The following is a 21,342-nucleotide window of genomic DNA, read 5'->3' on the forward strand; positions in this document are numbered from 1 at the left end:
GCCTCCATTCCCGTTCCCACTCCCGCTCCCGCCGGGGTCGTTCACCGGGTTGCGGCAGCAGGGCGGTGTGGCGCCGTTATCCGTTTCGTACCGCGCGGGAAACGCCCTACTGTGGCGCGGTGACGATTCGGATGATCGTTCTCAACGGTGGCTCCCGGCCGCCCGGTCCGCGGACGTGAGCCCGCCCGGTCCGCGGGCGCGGGCGCGGGCGCGGGTCCGCACGCCCGAGACCGCGGCGGGTTCGCGGCAGGACCCGCCCCAGGGGCCGAGGCCGGTGGTTTACGCGATCCCGGGTGCCTGCCGGCGGACGAGACTTCATGGACGTTCTCCTTCCGCACGGAGGTGCCGATGTCCGGCCTGCTCAGAAGTCACCTGACGAAAAGCCGCTCGTTAATGTCATGGACGCGACAACTCGGCGTGCTGTCGGGAGCCCTCCTCCTGTCCATCGCCGGAACCGCCTTCGTCCCCGCCGCGGCGGCCGAGGGACCGACCGTCACGACCCGGTACGGGCAGGTGCGGGGGAAGGCGGGCGAGACCGCCCACTCCTTCCTCGGCCTCCCCTACGCCTCACCGCCGACCGGTTCCCTGCGGTGGAGGCCGCCGTCGCCGCCCGCGCGCTGGTCGGGCGTCCGGGACGCCGGCACACCGGGCAACCCCTGCGTGCAGCAGATCCAGTCCAGCCCCTGGGGCAACCTCGCGGGACCCGGCACGCCGAGCGAGGACTGCCTGTACCTGAACGTCTACACGCCCACGCAGCGGTCCCTCCAGAAGCGGCCGGTGATGGTGTGGATCCACGGCGGCGGCTTCACCGTCGGCTCCGGCACGTTCTACGACGGCGGCAACCTGGCGGCCAAGGGCGACGTGGTCGTCGTCAACTTCAACTACCGACTGGGCGCGTTCGGCTACTTCGCCCATCCGGGCCTGGCCCAGGAGTCGCCGCAGGGGCTGTCCGGCAACTACGGGCTGCTCGACCAGCAGGCCGCCCTGCGCTGGGTGCACGAGAACATCGCGGCGTTCGGCGGTGACCCCGACAACGTGACGATCTTCGGCGAGTCGGCGGGAGGCGGCAGCGTCTGCCACCACCTCGTCTCGCCCCGCACGCTCGGCCTGTTCGACCGGGCCATCGCCCAGTCCGGCTGCGGGTTCCCCCTGCCCACCCAGGAGTCCCAGCAGAACAGGGGCCGGTCCTGGGCGGACTCCCTGGGCTGCGCGGACGTCGCCTGCCTGCGCGCGAAGAGCGCCGACGAGCTGCTCGCCGCCTCGGCCGGACCCACCGCCCGCTGGACCCCCAACGTCGACGGCAGGGTCCTCCCGCTGCAGGTGCCGGACGCGCTGGAGAGCGGACGGTTCCACCGGGTCCCCGTCCTCCAGGGCACCACCGCCGACGAGGGCCGGCTCACCGTGGCGACCACTTACGACCTGGCCGGCCGCCGGCTCACCGCCGAGGGCTACCCGGCGGCGGTCCGCGCCCTCTACGGCGAACGGACCGACGAGATCCTGGCCCGCTACCCGCTGTCGGACCACGGGACGCCCGCGGAGGCCCTGGGCGCGGTCCTCACCGACTCCCAGTTCGCCTGCCTCCAGTCCCGCACCGCGGACCTGATGGCCGAACACACCCCCTCCTACCAGTACGAGTTCGCGGACCGCCACTCCATGGACTACCTGAACATGCCGATCAGCTTCCCGATCGGCGCCCCGCACGGCTCGGAGATCCGGTACGTCTTCGGTGGCGTCACCGGAACCCCCGCCCAGAACGCCCTGTCGGACAAGATGCTCGGCTACTGGACCAACTTCGCCAAGACCGGCATCCCCTACGCCGCGAACGCGCCACGCTGGAGCCCCTTCCCGAAGGTCCAGGTCCTCGCCCCCGAGGCGATCACCCCGGTGACCACCTTCCCCCAGGACCACGAGTGCGACCTGTGGAACCGGCCCGCCCCCTGACCGCCTGGTACGGCCCGTCCCGCCGCTGCCGCCGTCACGGCGGCAGCGGCCCGCGCGCTCCCTCCGGGGGAGGCCGGGCGGCGCGGCGCACGTCGGCCCCCGGCTGCTTGAACCTCTGGCGGCGCCGACCGGGTCGGAGCGGATGGTGACACCCGTGGCGCCCGGCCGCAACCGGCCGTGACGGGACAAGGGCGAATCAATGGCCCGTGTGCCGTTCTCGCAGGCCCCGGGCGTGGACTGCGGCGTCCGAGGTCAGACGGAGGGCGGAACCCCCGCGGCCGTGGCGGGGCGTACGCCGTGCGGGCCGACCGCCGGGTGACGGTCGTGAACAAATCGGCACACCAGCGCACCGGACAGGTGGCACGATTCCGAGTACCGCGTCCGGCTCGCCAACTCGCTGCCGATATGCACCCGTTGAGATCCCGCCCCGGGGCCGGAGCGCCCCGGTGGCACTGCGCACCGTCACGGAGAGCCCCATGTTGCCGAAGCGTCCCATCAGCCCGTTCCCGACGCGTTCCGAGCCGCGGCCGGGGCAGGAGAACACCGCCGTCATCATCGTGATCTACACAGTGGCGGGAGCGCTCGCGGGCGGGGGGATGCCGGTGGCCGACCTGCTGCCGCTGCTGGGCGGAGCGGGCCTGACCGCGGTGGCGGTGGTGCGGCTGTCGACGGCGCGGGCCCGGCGACCGCGGCGCGCGCACATCGGGACGCACCGCTGCTCGACCCGGTTCTGAACCCGTGTCCCCCCGACCGGGGCGTCCCGTGAAGCCGGTCCCGCCCGGCCCCGTGGGAGAGTTCGCGCACCACCTGCGCCGGGGCAGGCTGCGCAGCGGCCTCGAACGGCCCGAGGTGGCGCACGCCATCGCGTGCTCCCTGGCGACCGTCCAGCGCGCCGAGGCCGGGGAACGCCTCCCGCCGCTGCCGACGGCCCGCGCGTACGCCACGGCCTGCGGCATGGACCCGGACGAGACCGAGGCCCTGTGGAACACGGCCCGCCGCGCCACGCGGCCGGGGCGCCAGACCCACGTCCCGGACCTCGGCACGGTGGCCGACGCCGCCGACCTGGGTGCCGTACTGGCCGACGCGCACGAGCGGGCCGGCGCGCCGCCGTACCGGGAGTTGGAGAGGAGGGCGAAGCGGCGCGCCCGCGTCTTCGGCCCGATGTCCCGCTCCACGCTCGCCGGCATCCTGAACCGGGAGAGGCTCCCCACGACGGAGGAGCGCCTGCTGGCCTTCCTGGCCGCCTGCCGGGTGCCCGATCACGCGTTTCCCCTGTGGGTGCGCGCCTACCGGCGTGTCCGCCGCAGCGAGAGGCTGGCGGCACGCCGGTTGAACACCGTGCGAACGGCGGAGGCGTCGGGGAGCGCGGAGGCGCCCTGGGTCCAGGAGGCACGGCTGGAGTACGAGCGCTCGCGGAAAGGCGTCCGTTCAGAATGAGACGTCGACGTAGTCGATGTCGGTGAACGCGACGTGCAGGTCTTCGGCGCGGCGCCCGCCGTCCTTGAAGTAGACCTCCTGCAGTCCTTCGGCGACGATCGCGCGCATCCGCCGGTCGCCGGCGCCCTGCTCGCGGGCGTCGAACAGGCGCTGCGCGTAGGCCGGGGGGAGGTGGACGGTCAGGCGGCGCATCCGGCCGTCGTCGGTGCTGCCGATCGGCGCGGCGTAGCCGAACCGTGCGCGGGTCTCCACCGTGATGCCGCCGGTGGTGGCGGCCTGCTCGCGGCGGCGCTTGCGGACCCGGGGCTGCCAACGGGCCCGTACGGCGGCGTCGATCCGCTCGGCGATCTCCCGGGGCGGATTCCGCCGCGCGCCGCGCCGGTAGCGGTTGACCGAGTCGGCCGTGACGCCGAGCTCCGCCGCGACCGCCTTCGCGGACTTCATCTGCTTGAGCAGGAAGCCGATCTGGCCCTTGAGGGTCTTGGGCGGCTCACGGGTGAACGCCTCCCGTTCGGCGCGCTCCAAGGCGTCGTCGATGTCTCCCATGGTGGTGCTCGGCTCCCTTCGGGGATCGGTCCCGGCCGCCGGGGGCGACGGGCACGGGGCTCACTCGCCGTCGTCGAACTTCGCGTCGTGGCCGTCGCCCTTGATGTGGCGGGCCGGGTTGTGGCCCTGCTCCATCAGGTCGACCGCCCAGGCCAGTTCCCGCACGCCCTCCAGCTTCGCCAGGCCCGGAGACGGGCCGAGGCGGAAGGGGCCGGGGATCGGCTTGCCGGAGGCGCTGTAGGGCAGGAAGTCCAGCGGGCTGCGGCCCGGCGAAGGATAGACGACGCAGTCGGAGAGCACCGCGAGCGGGTACAGGCCGGTGGCCTCGGCCGTCTTGAGCATCTTGCGGTGCATGTTGACCCGCGCCTTGGAGATGACCGCGGCCCGGATGTCCGGGCGCCAGGTCGGCCGCTCCAGGGCCGGCCAGCGCTCGCCGTCCCGGTAGTGCCGGCCCTGCGGACGCTCGCGCAGCTTGCCCACACCGCCCTTGATCGTGGCCTTGACGGCGGCGAGCACCGCCGCCAGGCCCGGGTCGGCCTCCCTGTGCCGTTCCATCGCCGCGAGGAACTCGGCGTCGGTCAGGTCCTTGGTGACGCCCAGCTCGGCGAGGGTGTCGACGTAGGCGGCCCTCAGCCGGTCGTGCCACGGGTCGAGGTACGCGCCGGTCTCGCGCCGCAGGTACGCCTCGACCGGGGCGACGTTCCAGCCGAGCTCCTGGGCGTAGGCGACGGTGTGCGTCTGGTACCAGGCCGGGCCGGTCGGGCGCTCGCCGGACGGCGTGAACGGCGAGGGGAGGCGCGGGTCCAGTTCGACGTGGGACAGGTCCACCAGCCAGCTTCCGGGGACCTTCTTGTCGAACACCGGGCGCCGCACGTGCTCCGGGCCGGACAGGCCGACCGTCAGGCGGGAGGAGGCCGCGAGGAACGCCGTGTTCAGGTCCAGGCCCACCGCCCACGGCAGGGCCGCTTCCCCTCCGGTGAGCAGGTCGACGTCGCGCACCCACTGGTACGCCTCCTCGTCCAGGAACCCGCCCGTCCAGCCCTGCGCCACCGGGTGCTCGGGGGTGGCCTCCGGCGGGGCCGGGTCGACCGGCTCCGTGCCGAGGCTGCCCGGGTTGTGGCCGGAGATCCACTGGCCGGTCGCACGGTCCTGTACGGCGCGGGTCGGCGGACGCAACGCGGTCATCAGTTCCAGCCCGGAGACGGCGGTCGACCCGCGCGGGGTGATGACGCGCCGGGCGTAGACGCCCAGGACGCGGGCGATGTCGGCCGGCTCCATGTCGGCGACGCCCGGCCAGGAGCGGGAGTCGAGCGCGTCCCACGGCAGGACGGCGAGCTGCACGCACTGGCGCTGCCCCGCCTGCGCGGGGCGGTAGACCCGCGCCCACGGGCCGAACCCGCGCCGGGTGAGCTTCCACTGCGCCCGGGCGATCTGCCTGACCATCGGGTGGTCCTCCGGCAGGCGCAGGCCCCGGCGGTCCTCCAGGCGCTCGGGCAGCCCGAGCTTCGCGGCGGCGGCCGCGGTGAGCACGATCAGCGGGTCGGCGTCCTTGCCGTTGCGGTGCAGGCGCGGCGCCCCGAGCCCGGACTCGCGCAGCGCCCACTCCACGAGTTCCGGGACCGTGGCCGCCGGGCAGTCCAGCACGATCCCGTCGACGCCGTACGCGGAGCCGTCACCGTCCAGCACGGCGAGCGGACCGTGCGGGAAGCGCGGGTCCGCGGCGGGCCCCGCGGTGGCCTTCCCGGCCGGGCGGTGCGACGTCGCGGGCACGGCGGGCCGGGCGGGTGCGGCGGACCGGGGTTCGGGGCGCCGCGGTGCCGACGGGGCCGTGACGGCGGGCGCCGCCGCCGGGACCGCCCCCGCCTCGGGCGCGGCGGGGCCGGGGGACGTCTCCGGGTCCGGCCGCCGTACGGCCGGGACGGGCGCGACCGCGGGTGCGGCGGCCGGGGCCGCGCCGTTCGGCGGGTACTTCGCCGCCCACCCCTTCAACAGCCGCTGGTACGCCTCCAGGCGCGGCGGCTTCGGCTCGCTCCGGCCGTTCTCCCAGTTCTTCACCGTCTGCGTCGTCGACTTCAGCGCCTGCGCCAGGCGGGCCTGCGTGATGCCCGCCGCCTCGCGGAGCCGGGCCCGCTCCGCCGGCGGAGGCAGTTGCGGCTCCTCCGCCAACAGGGCGTCGACCGACGCGAACAACTCTTCCTCGGATGCCATGCGCCTCTCCCTCCACTCCGCACCCTAGCAGCCACTTAACCTTTTCTTTAGCTCATTTCTTTAACTCGAACCTGAGTGTCGAAGGCGTGGGCCGGGGGGATGGAGCGCACGGGCGCGGGCGGCCGGGCTCCTCACGGCCAGGCGCGCTCTTCCCCGGTCCAGCCCGGTCCGCTCGGACTCGGTCCGCTCCGGCTCGGTTCGATGGAACGCGTCCCGGGCCCGTTGGGCGCGCTTCGCGGCCACGACCCGGACGCGTTCGACCGGACCTGGCCGGCGGACCTTCGCCCGACCGAACCGGCGACGGGCCTTCCGCGAGGCCCATTGCGTCTCCAGCACCTCAACCGCACCGTCACCGCCGTTCACACCATCGAGATCATCCGGCACGCGGGACGAGAAGCGTTCACTGCCGGATCGGTGAGGAGAACACGCCACAACCGTCCGCTGGAACCTCTGGGGAACCGGGCAGTTCACCGCCGGATGTCAACGAGCCAGGAGCGCCCGGCTTCCGGCCAAAGGCGCGCGATCCGCTTGCTGGGAAAAGCAATTCCACGGAACCTTGAGCGAGTTCGCACACAGCCGGGTCAAGGGGATCGGGGAAAGAGACCTGGCGTCACGAGAATGATGCGAACAACTGCTCGGAAGGAACGGAAGTTCGATTACTCGGCCAGGGCTCTTCTCGAAGAATCCGGGCCCCGCGGAGTGATCGCGCCTCGCTTACCGAGCCAGCAGAAACACCAACCAAGGGGGTATACGTGCCGTTCCATGTCCAACTGACGGCCAGTAAGAAGCCCGGTGAGTGCAAAGCGGTGGGTACGGGCAGCATCAAGCACGTCATCAACGCGTCCGAGGCCAAGGCTTTCGGTCTCGACGCGACCGATCGCATCAAGGGGGCCATCGGGAAGATGGTCGGGAGGAACCCCGACGAATACTGGCTGAAAGGCCCCACCCCGGAGGGGGCCACCGGTGGAGCGAAGCCGGAGTACGGCAACCTCTACGGCCTCTTCGCATGGCCGCCGGTCACCACGACGCTCACCGTGAAGAGCGCACGCCTCGTCGGGGTCACCACCAAGCCCGTCATCGCGCATCACGTGGAATGGATCAACAACGAGGACCACCCGGTGCAGTACGGCACCACCATGAACGTCACCAAGACGGACACCTTCAGCAGCAGTTGGGCCTGGACCGACAAGTTCACGGTCGGGCAGAAGCTCACGTACAAGATCTCGATCAAGGGCGGTGCGCCCGGTGCGGAGGTCGGCGGAGAGGTCGGCGGGGAAACGAGTTTCGGTTTCGAGCATTCGTGGGGCGAGACGAAGACCAGGACCCGCACGGTGACGGTCGGCGTCTCCGACACGGTTTCGAGCCTCGTCCCCAAGCGTTCGGCGGAGACCGCGTACCTCTTCTCCACCCTGGGCTCGGCGAAGTTCCGGATCACCTACCAGGCCACTCTGAGCGGCATGCTCGCCTTCCAGCACCGCGACTGGTACACGGGCGCCGACGGAGACCACCGCTACCGCGCCTACGACGTCAACGGCGTACTCGGCAAAGCCGGTCTTCCCACCTCCATCACCGTCACCGAGGACATCACCGTCGGCTTCTACTCCGACGCGACCGTGGAAGTCTCCCCCGGCCGGTACAACCCGAACAAGAAGCCGAGCGGGACCGCCCGGTGAGGCGAACACATCACGCCACCGGACCGTGAGTCCGGGTTCCGCGGAATCGCACCGGATACCGGCACCGAGTCCTTTCCGACGTGCCGACGAGTCGGGTCGGCAAAGCCTTTCCCGGCCGCGGTGAACGGCGGAGCTCCCGGTGGACGGCTCCACGGCCGAGCCCGTCCGTGTCCGCCAGGAGCTTCGCCCACCCGCCCGACCACGACCCGCCCCTCCCGCGCGCCGACGCGGAACCGGCGCCCGCCGCCGACGCCCCTCACCCGCGACACCGTCCTCCACCGCGAGCGGAACACCGTCGAGCGTGCCATCACCCCCGGGTGCCGGGCCGGCGGACGGGGCGGCGAGCACAGCCGGGGCGTCGGCACCGTCCGGACGACCCCGGCAGCGGTGGCGGCCCCGCCCGGTCGCGTACGCGCGGTCCGCCCCGGCGCCGGCCTGTGGACCACGGACGAGAACCCCGGGGGTGGAGACGCGGAGCTGCGACGCGGCCTGCTCCAGCGCGTCGAGGAACCGCTGCCGGGCCTCGGCGGCGAGCACCCCGAGAAGCAGCGGACGTCCACGGCGGCCCGGGCGTCACCCGCCGCCTCGGACGGACCGACCGCAGCAGCGGCCGGCCAGGAGTCCCGAGCGGCGTGCTCGTAGCGACGCGCCCCACACCGGCCCGCCCACCCCGGCCGACCGCGCCGACACAGGACGGGACCCCCCGGTCCGCCGCCGCGGCCACCGCCCGCCCCCGCAGTCGCCTGGGCCCCGGCGGCAACACCCTGCTCTCCACACGAGAGAACACCAGACCCACCCCACGGGGGCACGTTGACGTCGGCGCGCGGCCCGCTCGACACCCGCCCCAACCCGGCCGGGGCGGGGACCGCGAATCGTCCGCTGTGACCCCCGATCACGGGAGATGCGTCGATGAACGTCGGTGAACAGGGAGAACGCGGCCGATCATGAGGCCGGCGAGTCGGCAGTGGCCGTGTCGGCGCAGGGGCCCGGGGCCCGCGGCCGGTCCGCGCGGGGCCGGCGGCCTTCGGGGACACCGGCCCCGCGCGGACTGACGAGGCCCGGTACGGGGTACCCGGCTGGTCCTACGAAGGGAGGCGCCCCTTGGGCGGGGCCGGAGTGCCCGAGGTCGCGGTCGTGTACGGCGGCCCCGGCGCCGCGGCCGTCGCCGCGCCGGGCGCCCGCGGGACCCCAGGACGAGAACCGGGTAAGGAGCGAGGCGTGGGAGGACGGTTGGTCCGGTCCGTGAGGAACGCCGCCCCATCACCGCGTGGCGACGCCGGAGCCGCCGCCGGGCGACGGGGAAAACCGCCGGGTAGCTGGCCGGGCGCCGCGGTCGAAGCGGCGTTCCGTCTGCTGGCCCGGCTGCGCGGGGCCCCGGCGCTGCATCCGCACGGGCTGACCTGCACGGCCGATCTGGAGGTCGTGGACGCCGAAGGCGGGGCCTGGAGCGTGCCGTGGCTCGACGCGCCCGGGCGGTACACCGCCACGGTCCGCCTCTCCCGAGCGGCCGGCCTGCCCCGGCGGCTGCCCGACGCTCTCGGGCTGGCCGTGCGCGTGGACCGGGCCGACGGGCCCGACCACCTCCTCGACCTGCTCCTCACCAGCAGCGGCCGGGGCCGGATCACCCGGCACGTGCCGCTCCCGCGCGCCGATGCCCTGGGCGGCCCCTACTCCAGCCTGCTGCGCTACCGGGTCGGCGACCACCACCGCACCCTGGCCGCCCTTCCGCGCCGTACGCGGCAGGCGCCGGTGCACGGCGACCCGGTGAGCCTGGCCGACGCCCTGGCCGCCGGGCCGCTCGTCTTCGACCTGTGCGCCGACACCGCCGACGGGTCGTGGCGCGCGTTCGCCGTGCTGACGGTACGGACCGCCCTGTCGCTGCGGCAGGAGGAGAGTCCGGGCTTCGACGTCTACGCACACAGCGCCCGTCGGTTCGCCCCGGGCCACACCCTGGCCGCCGTCCGTCGCGCCGCCTACCGGGGCTCGCGGGCGGGCCGCCGGGGAAGGACCCGGAGCGGCTGACGGCGCTTCACCACGACGGACCGCTCCTCCCCGCGGCGCGGACACCCGGGCACGCCGCGCCAGTGGGCAGGCGCGCCCCGGTGTCCGCTCCCCCGTCGACGGCCCCGGCGAACGCGGGCGGCCCGGTCCACCGACCGTAGGCCTCCTTCCCGGGAAGGGGCCCGACGTGGGGGGCGGCGGCGCGGGCGCGGCGGGATCGGCGTGGTCCTCCGGGAACCCGGTCATGCGGCCGACGCAACCGGGGCACTCGGTGACCATGGGCACGGCCGTCCGGCGCACGGAAGGTCAGGGGCGCCGGGGCCACGGCCGTGGAAGCCGTTCCGGAAGGACACACCGACATGATCACACCTGAGCAGCTCGAAGACCTGCTGGAGTCCGACGCCGAGGACCCCACCCTGGTCGTCCTCGCGGGCGCCGCCGTGGTCGTCCCGGCCGCTGCGCTGGACACCGACCGGTACCGGGGGGCCGTGGAGGTCGTCTCCCGGCGGGACCTCGTCGACCAGCTCGGTACCGGCACGGCGTCCCGGCACGACCTGGAGGAGACGGCCGCTCGTCTGGACACCACCGTGGCACGGCTCGGCGCCTGAGGGGCGCCGGGGGGCGGGCGGATCGGCGGACCGACCGGCCTCCCGGTGTCCGGCGCGTTCGCGCGGCGTTCAGGACAGCGAGGTCGGTTTGCGGGGCGGCGGGACGGCCCGCAGCAGTTCCCACAGCGGGCGCGAGCCGGATGCCCACGCGGCCAGGGTGTGGCGGTCGACCACGTGGAGGCGCTGCTGCTGGGCGAAGACCACTGCGGGCGCGGTGACGCGGCCGTTGGTGACGATGACCGCGAGGTCGGCGCCGTGGACCTGGCGGGCGGTGCCGTTGAGGACCTGGAGGTCCGGGGTGCCCACGGCGGAGCCGGCGAGGCCCTTGCTGCGGTGTTTGCACTGGATCACCCAGCGCCTGCCGTAGGGGTCGGTGGCCTTCACGTCGGCGCCCAGGTCGCCGCCGCCTCCGACGCGGATCGCGTCCTGGCAGCCGTCCCGGCGCATCAGGTCGCGTACCGCCTCTTCGAACCGGGCATGATGCAGGGCGTCCAACTGGGCCAGCCCGTACCGCAGACCCTGCGCACGGACCGCTTCCCACCGCGCCCGCTGCCGCTTGTGGTGGAACCGGCCGCTGACGGCCGCCGCCGCGAGGACGCCGACGGCGACCAGGACCCACCAGTGGGCCAGCAGCCAGTTCACGACGGCCACCATCACGGCGACGGCGAAGACCGCGGCCACGCAGAGGCCGATCAGCCGGTCCTCCGTGCCTGGGCGCCGCCTCCCGTTGGGCGTGCGGGTACGCCGTGCCGGCGAACGCCTGGCCGCCGACGCCCGGCCCTTGCGCGTACGGGGGCTCACCGGCCGGCCTGCGTGACGCCGCCCGCCAACTGGCCCAGGACGTCCGCGATCCCCTGGCCCACCGCGGTCGGGGCGAGCAGCACACCGAGCGCCAGGACGATGACCACGGTCAGCTTCTCGTCGCGTCGACTGCGCGCCTCGGTACGCCGGCGCAACCGGAGCACCACGATGACCGCGAGCAGCACCGCCACGTTGATCGTCAACAACCGCCGGCCCCCACCCACTCCACGGCCGTCCCCACCGTGAGGACGCCCATCCCGGTGTCCTTGTGTAACGGACCCGCGGCGGCGCGCGGGCCGGGTTGCCGGTGAATGGCAGCAAAACGACGCACTGGCCGAATCCCGTGCACAAAGGCGGCCCGTCCGCCCCGCAGACGGCGCTCCGACTCGCGCCCTGCCTCCGGGCGTGGCGCTCACGCGGTGCGCTCCGGCCGTACCGCACCCGTCGCACTGCCTCCCGTCGCTGCGGCCTGACCCGTGCCGGACGGCCCGCCCGGCACGGGCTTGACGCGGGCACGGTACGGGGCGGCGTCCTCGATCGACACGGCTACGGCTCGTCGGCAGCGCCGGGGCACGGGACGCCTGGATCGGGGCCGGCGCGTCGTCCGGTTCGAGGAAGGTCGGGTGCACCGGCTCGTCGGCGCCGGCGCGGGCCCGCGCGGAACGCACCGAGCCCGTGGTGCCCTGCTGCTGAAGGCCGCCCGGCACAGGTCGGGCGGCCTTCGAAGGTCTGAGCCCCGGGGGTAGGTGCTCCCCGCGGGCGCGGGGACGGTTCCGCGGGGCCGCGCCCGAGGAACCGAGCGGACGACACCGGGTGACAGCTTCTTCCCCGCGGCAGAGGGTCGGGTCCGCTGCGCGGGCGAGGGTGCTGGTACCGAAGGGCACCGGCGGTGGCCACCGGTGCCCTTCTGTCGCTCACCAGTTCTTGTACTGGGTCTTGCCCAGGCCGCAGAAGGTGCAGCCGGAGCGCAGGAAGTCCTGCGTACGGCGGAACTCCTCGTCGGCCAGGTGCCACCGCAGCCAGGCGGTGATGATGTGCTGCCCGTTGCGGGTGGCGGCGATGTGGTCGGTGCCGTTGAGGACGTTGAACCACACCGGCACGTCGGTGTTGGCGTAGTCGCGCTCCACGTTGGGGGTCGCGAAGTCGTCGTCGCCGCCGATGTACAGGGCGGGGTTGCGGAGGTTGTCCGGCCCGTTGCCGTCGAAGGAGCCGCCGGCCACGTGGATCGTGGTCACCAGCCGCGGCTCGTCCGCCACGTCGAAGGTGCCGATCGAGCCGCGGGAGTGGCCGCCGAAGGCCACCTCGGAGGTGTCGATGTCCTGGTACAGCGGACTGCTCGGGGTCGCGTTCTGCTCCTCGATCCAGTCCAGGGCGTCGACCATGTAGTCGCCGCTGCTGGAGGAGACCTCGCTGTAGACGACGAACCCGTGCGAGGCCCACTGGCGCAGCATGTCCTCGTAGGCGGCGGGATCGGAACCCGCGCCGGGACCCCAGACGAGGACCGGGTGGTCCACGCCGTTCTGGCCGGCGTTCGCCGGGTGCACCAGCCACCCGTCGTTGCCGGGACCGGCGGTCGTGTCGACGGTCACCGCGTAAGGCCCCGGCGCGGTCACGTCGGTCACCGGGGGCAGCGTTCCGCCCGGCGGGTCGGTCGGTCCGCCGTCCCCGCCGCCCGCCGCCTGGACGAGGACGTCGTCGACGGTCAGCGTCTCCAGCGCGCTGCCGGCGTCCAGCGAGAAGCGGAGCCGCACGGTGCGGCCGTCGACCGACGAGGGCAGGTGGAACGAGGCCGTGCCCGAGGCGGTGCGCGAGGACTCGAGCGTGGTGAACGCGCCGCCGTCGACGGAGTAGGCGACCGTGAACGCCTCGCCGAGGTCGAGCCCGGACGCGGTACGGGCGTACGACACCGAGATGCCGTTGTAGCCGGCCAGGGCGATGGGCGCGGAGGTGAGGGACGGGTCGGTGAGCAGTGAGCCGCTCAGCCGCGCCGCCCCCGTGGCGGTGCTGACGGGACCGGTGGAGGTGAAGGTCCCGAGCCCGGAGGAGAAGTTCTCGCTGTAGACGCGGGTGGCGGCGGAGGCCGGGCCGGAGAGTGCGCCGGTGATGCCCGTTGCGATGAGGCCGGCGGTGGCCGCGCCGAGCAGGCGCAGGCCGAGGCGAGTTGGCATGGCTGATCCCTTCTGACCGCGCCGGCCGCCCGCGGCGGTGGCGGCGCGTCGTCGTACCGGGCGCACGGGTGTGTCCCGTGCTTCCGGCGCCGGAGATCGGGCGGGAGTCGAACCCATGCGATTCAAGCGGTGCTTCCGGCGGGGCGAATCCGTGAAATCACCGGCGCCGACCCGACGCGGCAGCAGCGGCGACTTCACCGGTGTGAAGTGAGAACGGACGGTGGGGAGTTCGGGCAACGGACGTCGACCAGGTGGTCCGGAGCGTTTCCGGATCCCAGAAACACCTGGTCGGCGTGTCGGAGGACGATGAGCGCGGATGAGCAGGACGGGTGTGAGTGCCGCCGAAGGCGAGCCGGTCGGCGATGGTCGTACGGAGGCGGAGGTCGTCGAAGGCCTCGGTCCAGCCGGAGGAGGACTCGTTCGAGGGCCGTCGGCGGCTGCGGCTGCCAGGTCGTCGCCTCCACCAACGTCCCCTTCGCACGCGACTGCCCGGCCGTACGGGAGGTCCACCTCGGCGGCCTCCACCGCTTCTTCGACCACGCGCCCCGCCGCGACACCCGTCTCACCGGTCCACCGCCGACCGAACGCCGCCTCGACCCGTTCACGGCCGTTCACGGCCGTACGCGGCGTTCGAGGTGGATGGCGGTGAAGACGGCGACCTTGGCCCGCAGGGCCCAGGGGTCGAACGGCTTGCTGATGTAGTCGACCGCGCCGGCGGCGTAGCCGCGGGCGGTGTGTTCGGGGTCGGTGCCCATGGCGGTGAGGAAGATGATCGGCACGTCGCGGTTGCGGGGGCGGCGCTTGATCTGGGCGGCGGTCTCGTAGCCGTCCATCTCGGGCATCTGCACGTCCATGATGATGACCGCGAAGTCGTCGTGGTCCAGCAGGGCCTTCAGCGCCTCCCGGCCGGAGGTCACGGTGACGAGTTCCTGCTCCAGCGTGGCGAGGACCGCGGTCATGGCCAGGAGGTTGTCGGGCTGGTCGTCCACGATCAGCACCTTGGGCGTGCCCGCGTCCGGCGCCGTCAGGGCGGCGACCGGCCGTTCGGCGGCGTCGAGTTGCCGTTCCAGCAGCTCGCACCTCGCCTCTGCCGCCGCGCGCTGCTCGCGGGCCGCCTGGAGCTCTTCCCCGAGGCGCGCCGCCTGCCGCTGGAGGGCGTCGCGTTCCTCCAGGAGCTGGGACACGGCGGGGTGCGCCGCCTCCAACTGGTCGGCGCGGGCCCGTTCGGCCTGCCAGTCCATCTCCAGTTGGGTCAGCCGCACCTCCAGGTCGGCGATGCGGTGCGTGCGGTCCAGCAGCGCGTCGCCCAGGACGTCGCCGCTCACGCTGGAGCGCCGGGAGATCCGGTCGGCGTCGGCCAGCTGTTCCTCGAGCACCCGCACCGCGTGCTTCGGGGAGGAACCGGCGTGGACGGCGGAACCGTACAGTTCGCGCAGGAGCTCGACGGCCTCACTCGTCACGGCGGTGCCGCGGTGCTCGGCCAGGTCGGCGAGCAGGTCGGTGACCACCTGCCACGGGGGCAACCGGGTTCCGTTGAGGTAGCGCGAGAGCGTGCCGGGGTCGCGCCGGCGGCGGGCCGCGTACCGCCGCACCGACACCTCCAGGCCCTCGAACAGCTCCCGGAGCGCCTGGGCGAGCGCCCGCGCCTCTTCGGGAAGGTCGTGCCCCAGCGGCCGCAGCTCACCCACGCTCCCCCACCTCCCGGCCCTCGCCCGTGCCCGCCTCGCTCCGGTCCTCCGCCCCGTCCGGCCCGGCGGCGGTGGACCGGTCGGAGAACGGCACGGCCGGGCCGGCGCCCGCGAGCCCGGTGGGGGCGCTGCGCACGAGCCCTCCGCCCGCCCACCGGGCCGGCGCCGCGGCCGTAGCGCCGCCGAGTGCCGCGGGCGGGGACACCGGGGGCGCCCCGGGCGAGAGCGGGACCCGATCCATGTACGTCTCCGTTCCTCCGGCCCCGGCCGCATGACGGGGCGTCACCACCCGTACGGCGGATTGCCGCGCGGGTGACACACAGCATGAGCCGTGGTGGAACCGTTGCACGACGTCATCGGCCGGGTGGGGCGGCGGGAAAAGGGCGCCGCTCACGGCCGCGGGCCTCCGCCGACCGCCGTCCGCGCAGCTCGGAGGGGGTGGGGAGGGGATCCGTCGCCGGTGTGTTGCCGCGCAACGTGGGCGACCGTACGGCGACGGCGGCAGGTGCCGCCACACACCCCGTCACAGGAAGCCCCGCCCCGCCCCGCCCCGTCCCGTCCCGTCGGTACCGGATCCCGGTGGGGCCGTCCGCCCCGCCGGACATCCGCCCCGCCGGGCCTCCGCCGCGCCGGGGGTCGCCCGAGGGCCGCTCCGGTGTGGGGGGCGCAGGGCGGCGGGGCGGACGCCCAGGGCGTGGCGCAGCGCGTTGGTCAGGGTGGGGCCCAGGGCGGGGGCCGGCGGGCTGACGGCCGGTTCGGCCATCGGCTCGGGTTCCGCCGTCCTGGCCGGGGTGACGGGACGGACGGCCGCGACGGGCGGGTCACCGAAGCACGGGACGGCGCGGTCGCGCGGGTCCGAGGGGACGGCGCGGCCGTCGGGGCCGGGGCGACCGCCTCCTCCCCCGCGGGCGGGTCGGGCCGCCGCGGGGACGGGGGCTCATACGGCGGGGCCGGGGCCGACCGTGACGCGTTCGCCGCGCTCGCACCCCAGGAGGCGCGCGCCGTGGCCGCGGCGCTCGGCCTCGGCGAGGAAGTCGGACAGCGGGGAGCGGAAGACCGGGTAGTCGTCGTAGTGCACCGGCAGGGCTCGGCGGGGGCGGACCATGTCGAGCAGGTCCACCCCCTGCGCGGCGTCCATCGTGACCACCAGGCCGCCGGGCAGGGTCGTGCCGCCGAGGTGCAGAACCGCGAGATGGATGTCGGGGCATCTGCGGGTGATCTCCCGCAGGCCGTCGTACACCAGCGTGTCACCCGTCAGGTACACGACCAGGCGGGTCTCCCCGGAGCGGTCCCCGAACTCGAGCAGGCTGCCCATCACCGGTGGGAGCAGCGCGCGCGCCGGCCCTGGCGCGTGCCTGCCGGGCAGGGAGGTGACACGGACCAGGGAGTCACCGCGCAGCACCGTCTGGCTCTGCCAGGTGCGGAGCCCGACCGCCCGGTGGAAGCCGAACAGCCCCTGTAGGACGCGGGAGGCGTGCGGGGTCGTCACGAACGGCAGGCCGCGGTCCAGGCGGCGGCGCGCCTCGCGGTCGAAGTGGTCCCCGTGCAGATGGGACAGCACGACGGCGTCGACGTCCTGCGCCGGAAGGTCCGCCGCGTCCAGCGCGGGCTCGGTCAGGCGGCGCGACACGAGGCCGTAACCGAGGTGGGCGAACTGCCCGCGGTGGAGGAAGTTGGGATCGGTGAGCAGCGTCAGCTCGCCGTAGCGGATCAGCAGTGTGGCGTTGCCGATGAAGAGGATCTCCGCGGAGCCCTCAGGCGCCGGTCGGCCCATGGCAGCCTCCCTCACATCGCGCCTACGGGTAACCAGGGGCCGGGCGCCCACACCGCCCCGCGACGGGTCTCTGCGTCCGGGCCGCGGCGCGGCGGTCGCTCCGCGCCCTTCCCCGCGCCCTTCCTCCGCGTCGCGCCATCCGCGGGTCCGCCGACTGGAGGGCGGGGGCCGTCCGCCGCGGCTGCCGCGTCAGAGAGCGCTGACCTGGTTGGCTCGCCCGGGAACGGTACGGGGCACCACGGGGACGGGCCGGTGGCCCCCGGTGCCGGGTGGCGGGCGCCGGTCACGCGGGACGGCGCGGCCCACGGGCGCGCGGTCGGTGGTACCGGCGTCCCGCCACGGACGGCGGGCGCCCGCTCAGCCGAACCGGCCGTCGCGGACCCCGTCGTGGAACGCGGCCCACCCCTGCGCCGTGAAGCGCAGGTCGCCGCGGGCCGGGTCCTTCGAGTCCCGCAGCACCACGGCGCCACCACCGAGAGCGCCCACCTCCACGCAGGCGATGAAGCTCTTGCTGCTCTTGCGCCACCGCACGGCGGAGGTGTCCTTCGCGTACAGCTCGTCCTTCTCCATGGTTCCTCCCTCGTCCGTTCACGGCCCCCGACGAGCCTCCGGCTGATCGCGCGCCGCACGCCCGGCCTGCGAAGCCGCCGGTCGGCGTCCTTGCCTGCGAGCCGGGGCTCCGCACGAACCTTTCCGCACATCGCCCTCCACGGCCAGGGACCATCCGCGATCCGGACCGGACGCGGCCCCCGCCCCGGCGGCGCCGTGCGCCGCCGGGACACCGTCCGCTCCGCCGGGATCACGCCGGAGGGGGCGGCCCGGGGCGGGGTGGGAGAGCGACCGCGAGCGGTCACGCCGGAGGCGGCTCCCGGCCGTCCACCGGCCCCCGACCTCTCCTCACGCCCGGAGCCGTCGGGGGTCCGCGGCGTGCTCCACCGCGTACGCCGAACCGCGGGGCCACGGCGAGCCCTCGTCCATGCGCAGCGCCTCGTAGGCGTCGCACCGGAGGCGCTTGGCCGCGTCGGCGGCGGTGACGAGGTCGATCGGGTAGGGGCCCACCGTCCGGACGGGGCGGCGCTCGCCGCCCTCGCGGCGCCAGCCGAACTCGATCCGGAACGCCTCCGCCAGGCGGTCGTCCGGCCGGCGGTCCTTCTCCTTCGTGCCCGGCGGGTGCTGGAGCCGGCCGGTGCCCTGGGTGTACTCGTCGAAGTGCTCGATGACGTCCCGGGCGTCCTTCCCGCCGGGGACCGCCGCGGTGAAGTCCGCCAGGGCCTCGTCGAGGAGCGCCCGCGCCGGTTCGGTGACCAGGTGCCGGCGGGTCATCTGCACACCGCGCAGCACCATCCGCAGCGCCATGACGAACTGGTAGGCGTCGAGGACCGGGTTCCACCCGTCGCCGTTGCGCACCCGCTCCAACTGGAGCTGGACGGCCGCCTCCCAGGTCCAGGTCTCGGTGTGGCCGATGTTCGCGCCGTGCTCCGTGTGGAGCCACGGCCTGTCGGTGGTGCTCACGCTGTCGTCCCCGCATCCGGTGGTGGAGGGTGCACAGCGTACGAATCCGAGCGCGTCCCCGGCCACCCGTTTGGCGTACCTCGCCCCGGGCGCCGTGAGCGCGGGCCGCCTGCTCGTCCCGGGCAGCGGCCGTCACCGCGGGTCAGGTCCGCGGTGGAGGTCCCTCGCCCCGCGTGCCGCGGCCCCGCCGCGGGTGGCTCCGTGCCCGGCGCGGTTCGGCTTCCCGTACGGCGGCGCCCGGGCGGGCTCGCTCCGTCCTTCCTCGGCGCCGGAGCGGGGCGCGGGGCGGCGCTCGGTCGTGCCGCCGGGCCGTGCGCGCAGCGGGCCGTCAGTCCGTCGCCGTCGAGTGGGAGCCGTGCAGGATCGCCCGCGCCTGCTCGGCGTGCCCCCCGCGCGCGATCACGTCGTACTTCGTCGCCGCCAGGGTGCGGGTGGAGGAGAAGTCCCGGCGGCCGCCCGTCGCGGCGTGCCCGACGAAACCGAACACGGCGCCCCACACGGCGCCGATGAGGATGCCGCCGAGGAGCAGGCCCAGCCAGGTCGGCCCCGGGGTGAACAAGCCGACCAGGAGGCCGATGAACAGGCCGAACCAGGCGCCGCTGGCGGCGCCCGCAGCCGCCGCCCTGCCCTTGGTGAGCCGGCCGGTGACACGCTCCACCAGTCGCAGCCCCGACCCCACGATGTCGATGTTCTCGACGGGGAACTTCTCGTCGGAGAGGCGGTCGACGGCGGCTTGCGCCTCCTCGTACGAGTCGTAGCTCCCGACGGTGTTCCATGCGGCGCTGATCGGGTCCAGCGGCCCGGGTTCGATGGGTGCCATGTCCGTCCCTCCGTTTTTGCTCACTTGCTACCGGTGTTACCGGTTTCTCCGGATCGCCTCTCCACCTTTCGACGTTTCACTCCTTCGGTCACCGCCCCGGTCGGTCCACCGGCGGCGTCACCCTCCGGCACCCCCGGCACCCGGCGCGGGGGTGACGATCCGGTGCAGCACCGCGTGGACCGGCTCACCGCCGAGCAGGTCCCGCAGCTCCTCGACGCCGTGCCGCCGCCGCGTCGCCGCCCTCACCACCGCACTCTGCGCGCTGGACACCGTCCACGACGTCACCGTGGACGTGCCCACCGGACAGGTCACCGTCACCAGCGTGATCCCCCTGATCCAGGAGGAGGTCGCCGGTACCGTACGCGCGGCCGGATACGAACTCGCCACCGCCGCCCCCTGAGCCGGGACCGCGCTGCCGGACCCGGGGACGCGCTGGCCATCTGCTCGGTGCCGTACGCCGGTGCGGAGTCGCCCGGTCGCGCGGGGCCTGTCCGACGGCCGGGCCGCCCACCGCGGGGATCAGCCCGCTGAGCGCGGAAACCCCCCGTCAGCCGAGCCACGGCCGAGCTCCACCCCCGTGACCGCGCCCGGCTCGTGGTCCTCGCCCACGCGTCCGGCCCGGTGGCCCCGCGCGGTTCCTGACCTCCCCCCGCCTCCCGCACCGAGGTCTCCCGGGTCGGGAACACCCCCTCGGCGGGCAGAGCGGTCCGCCGCGCGCGTGGACTCGTCGACACAGGGGCGTCCCGTGGCCACCGGTCAGCTCCGCGGGGGGCGCGGAAAACGCGTGGCCGCCGCGTCCGCGGCACCGGTACCGTCTGGTCCCCCGGCCAGCCGCAACGGCGGTTCGCCCAGGTGAGAGAGTGGTTCCCATGACCGGCCGGCAAGCGACGACGACCCTGTGGCGCCCCACCGGCCCCAAGGAGCTGGACCTGGTCCGGGAGTCGGACTGGCGCGCCTGGCCGCCTCGGCTGCCGGAGCAGCCGCTCTTCTACCCGGTGCTCAACGAGGAGTACGCGGTGAGGATCGCGAGGGACTGGAACGTCCGGCACGACGGTGCCGGCTTCGTCACCCGCTTCGACGTCGAGTCGGAGTTCCTGCGCCGCTATCCGGTACGGCGGGCGGGCGGGCGGACGATCCTTGAGCTGTGGGTGCCGGCCGAGGAGCTCGACGAGTTCAACGCCCACATCGTCGGCCGGATCCACGTGGTCCACGAGTTCCGCCGAGTGACGGGATCCGCTGGAGGGGGAACCGGCCCGGTGCACCGGCCCTGAAGCGGCCGGTGCGGACACGGCCGGTGTCTGCGGTGCCTTCGGTGACCGTCCGGGCGGTCGTGGCCCGGAGCCCGTCACCCGAACGGCCCCGTCGGGGTCAGGTGACGGTGTGCACCCGCTGGGAGCCCAGTTCGTAGCGGGCGCCGACGATGGCGAGGCGGCCCGCGGCGGCCCGCGCCGCCAGGTCCGGTTCGGCGGCGAGGCGGGAGCGGACCAGCCGGACGTTCGCGGTGATCGTCGCGTCGACGCGGGCCCGCCCGGTCTGGGTGTGGTCGATGGCGGGGCGGATCTGCTCGGCGACGTACGCGATGTGCGCGGGCAGTTCCTCGCCGGTCTCGGCCGCGCGGACGGCTGCGGTGACCGCGCCGCACGACTGGTGGCCCAGCACCACCACGAGGGGGATGCCGAGCTCCAGGACGCCGTACGCGATGCTCCCCAGGACCGCCTCGTCGAGGACGCAGCCCGCCGAGCGGACGGTCATCAGGTCGCCGAGCCCCTGGTCGAAGACCAGCTCGGGCGGGACGCGCGAGTCGATGCAGCCGAGGACGACGGCGAACGGATGCTGCCCGGACACGGCCAGGAGGCGGTCGCCGCCCGACTCGTGCGGGTGGGTCTGGTGGCGGGTGTACCAGCGGTGGTTGCCCTGCCGCAGCGCGCGGAGCGCCGCCGCCGGCGTGTCCGGCCGCGCGGCCTCCTGTCCGGCGGCGACGGCCTGCGCGGTGGGCAGGGCGACGCCCGCGCCGAGTACCGCGCCGCCGGCCAGCGCGGCCCGCAGGAGGGCGCGGCGGTCGGGGCGGTCGCGGTCGCCGGAGCGGTCGGGGTGGTCGGGGCAGTCGGGGTGGTCGGGGCGGTCGGGGCGGACCGCGGGGCTGGTGAGTATGAGCTCGGGTGTCG

Annotated in this window: 22 protein-coding genes; 9 read left to right on the plus strand and 13 right to left on the minus strand. The window is 74.6% G+C overall.

Annotated features, from left to right (window positions below):
• The first annotated feature begins 393 nt into the window (after window positions 1-393).
• The 3 genes from RND61_RS30005 (at window position 394) to RND61_RS30015 (ending at window position 3,378) form a co-directional block, all read left to right on the plus strand.
• A complete protein-coding gene (locus RND61_RS30005; RefSeq protein WP_315881305.1) occupies window positions 394-1,941 on the plus strand; it encodes a carboxylesterase/lipase family protein in 1,548 nt (515 codons plus the stop codon).
• Window positions 1,942-2,417: 476 nt separating this feature from the next.
• Window positions 2,418-2,675: a hypothetical protein gene (locus RND61_RS30010; protein WP_315881306.1), complete on the plus strand. Its 258-nt coding sequence runs from the start codon at window positions 2,418-2,420 to the stop codon at window positions 2,673-2,675.
• Between the two features lie 28 nt (window positions 2,676-2,703).
• The gene (locus RND61_RS30015) at window positions 2,704-3,378 is read left to right on the plus strand and encodes a helix-turn-helix domain-containing protein (RefSeq protein WP_315881307.1); all 675 of its coding nucleotides are present in this window, start codon (window positions 2,704-2,706) and stop codon (window positions 3,376-3,378) included.
• On the opposite strand, the gene tpg is transcribed toward RND61_RS30015, so the two are convergent.
• Together tpg and tap are read right to left on the minus strand one after the other, a co-directional pair.
• A complete protein-coding gene (tpg, locus tag RND61_RS30020; RefSeq protein WP_315881308.1) occupies window positions 3,370-3,924 on the minus strand; it encodes a telomere-protecting terminal protein Tpg in 555 nt (184 codons plus the stop codon). The two genes, RND61_RS30015 and tpg, sit on opposite strands and share 9 nt — an antisense overlap.
• A 60-nt stretch (window positions 3,925-3,984) precedes the next feature.
• Complete coding sequence (gene tap, locus RND61_RS30025) at window positions 3,985-6,132, minus strand: telomere-associated protein Tap (RefSeq protein WP_315881309.1); 2,148 nt, start codon at window positions 6,130-6,132, stop codon at window positions 3,985-3,987.
• A 752-nt stretch (window positions 6,133-6,884) separates the two neighbouring features.
• Here tap and RND61_RS30030 point away from each other — a divergent pair.
• The 4 genes from RND61_RS30030 (at window position 6,885) to RND61_RS30045 (ending at window position 10,414) form a co-directional block, all read left to right on the plus strand.
• Complete coding sequence (locus RND61_RS30030) at window positions 6,885-7,805, plus strand: hypothetical protein (protein WP_315881310.1); 921 nt, start codon at window positions 6,885-6,887, stop codon at window positions 7,803-7,805.
• 387 nt (window positions 7,806-8,192) lie between these two features.
• Window positions 8,193-8,447, plus strand: a complete 255-nt coding sequence (locus tag RND61_RS30035) for a hypothetical protein (RefSeq protein ID WP_315881311.1) — start codon at window positions 8,193-8,195, stop codon at window positions 8,445-8,447.
• 576 nt (window positions 8,448-9,023) lie between these two features.
• The gene (locus RND61_RS30040) at window positions 9,024-9,827 is read left to right on the plus strand and encodes a phosphodiesterase (RefSeq protein WP_315881312.1); all 804 of its coding nucleotides are present in this window, start codon (window positions 9,024-9,026) and stop codon (window positions 9,825-9,827) included.
• Window positions 9,828-10,165: 338 nt separating this feature from the next.
• Window positions 10,166-10,414, plus strand: a complete 249-nt coding sequence (locus tag RND61_RS30045) for a hypothetical protein (protein ID WP_315881313.1) — start codon at window positions 10,166-10,168, stop codon at window positions 10,412-10,414.
• Between the two features lie 69 nt (window positions 10,415-10,483).
• On the opposite strand, the gene RND61_RS30050 is transcribed toward RND61_RS30045, so the two are convergent.
• From RND61_RS30050 to RND61_RS30095, 10 genes are all read right to left on the minus strand, one after another.
• The gene (locus RND61_RS30050; RefSeq protein ID WP_315881314.1) at window positions 10,484-11,095 is read right to left on the minus strand and encodes a restriction endonuclease; all 612 of its coding nucleotides are present in this window, start codon (window positions 11,093-11,095) and stop codon (window positions 10,484-10,486) included.
• Between the two features lie 116 nt (window positions 11,096-11,211).
• Window positions 11,212-11,421, minus strand: coding sequence for a hypothetical protein (locus RND61_RS30055; protein WP_315881315.1), 210 nt, complete (start codon window positions 11,419-11,421; stop codon window positions 11,212-11,214).
• A 708-nt stretch (window positions 11,422-12,129) separates the two neighbouring features.
• Window positions 12,130-13,383, minus strand: a complete 1,254-nt coding sequence (locus tag RND61_RS30060; RefSeq protein WP_315881316.1) for a poly(ethylene terephthalate) hydrolase family protein — start codon at window positions 13,381-13,383, stop codon at window positions 12,130-12,132.
• 611 nt (window positions 13,384-13,994) lie between these two features.
• The gene (locus RND61_RS30065; RefSeq protein WP_315881317.1) at window positions 13,995-15,071 is read right to left on the minus strand and encodes a response regulator; all 1,077 of its coding nucleotides are present in this window, start codon (window positions 15,069-15,071) and stop codon (window positions 13,995-13,997) included.
• On the minus strand, window positions 15,064-15,207 hold the full coding sequence (locus RND61_RS30070) for a hypothetical protein (RefSeq protein WP_315881318.1): 144 nt from the start codon (window positions 15,205-15,207) through the stop codon (window positions 15,064-15,066). Before RND61_RS30070 ends, RND61_RS30065 begins: the two co-directional genes overlap by 8 nt.
• A gap of 801 nt (window positions 15,208-16,008) precedes the next feature.
• Complete coding sequence (locus RND61_RS30075) at window positions 16,009-16,845, minus strand: MBL fold metallo-hydrolase (RefSeq protein WP_315881319.1); 837 nt, start codon at window positions 16,843-16,845, stop codon at window positions 16,009-16,011.
• A 357-nt stretch (window positions 16,846-17,202) separates the two neighbouring features.
• Entirely contained in the window at window positions 17,203-17,415 is a 213-nt protein-coding gene (locus RND61_RS30080; RefSeq protein WP_315881320.1) for a DUF397 domain-containing protein, read from the minus strand.
• Between the two features lie 327 nt (window positions 17,416-17,742).
• Window positions 17,743-18,357, minus strand: a complete 615-nt coding sequence (locus RND61_RS30085) for a hypothetical protein (RefSeq protein ID WP_315881321.1) — start codon at window positions 18,355-18,357, stop codon at window positions 17,743-17,745.
• A gap of 328 nt (window positions 18,358-18,685) precedes the next feature.
• Window positions 18,686-19,177, minus strand: a complete 492-nt coding sequence (locus RND61_RS30090; RefSeq protein ID WP_315881322.1) for a general stress protein — start codon at window positions 19,175-19,177, stop codon at window positions 18,686-18,688.
• Between the two features lie 117 nt (window positions 19,178-19,294).
• Window positions 19,295-19,423, minus strand: coding sequence for a hypothetical protein (locus tag RND61_RS30095; RefSeq protein WP_315881323.1), 129 nt, complete (start codon window positions 19,421-19,423; stop codon window positions 19,295-19,297).
• Window positions 19,424-19,463: 40 nt separating this feature from the next.
• Between RND61_RS30095 and RND61_RS32800 the strand changes: the two genes are divergently transcribed.
• The gene (locus RND61_RS32800) at window positions 19,464-19,577 is read left to right on the plus strand and encodes a hypothetical protein (protein ID WP_391654455.1); all 114 of its coding nucleotides are present in this window, start codon (window positions 19,464-19,466) and stop codon (window positions 19,575-19,577) included.
• A 469-nt stretch (window positions 19,578-20,046) separates the two neighbouring features.
• The gene (locus tag RND61_RS30100) at window positions 20,047-20,448 is read left to right on the plus strand and encodes a hypothetical protein (RefSeq protein ID WP_315881324.1); all 402 of its coding nucleotides are present in this window, start codon (window positions 20,047-20,049) and stop codon (window positions 20,446-20,448) included.
• Window positions 20,449-20,545: 97 nt separating this feature from the next.
• Here the strand turns inward: RND61_RS30100 and RND61_RS30105 are convergent, their stop codons facing one another.
• Window positions 20,546-21,223 carry a carbonic anhydrase gene (locus RND61_RS30105; protein WP_315881337.1) on the minus strand — a complete coding sequence of 226 codons (678 nt, stop codon included), beginning with the start codon at window positions 21,221-21,223 and terminating at the stop codon, window positions 20,546-20,548.
• Window positions 21,224-21,342 lie beyond the last annotated feature (119 nt).

Origin of the sequence: Streptomyces tamarix (assembly GCF_032423885.1) — a bacterium.
Classification (GTDB): Bacteria; Actinomycetota; Actinomycetes; order Streptomycetales; family Streptomycetaceae; genus Streptomyces; species Streptomyces tamarix.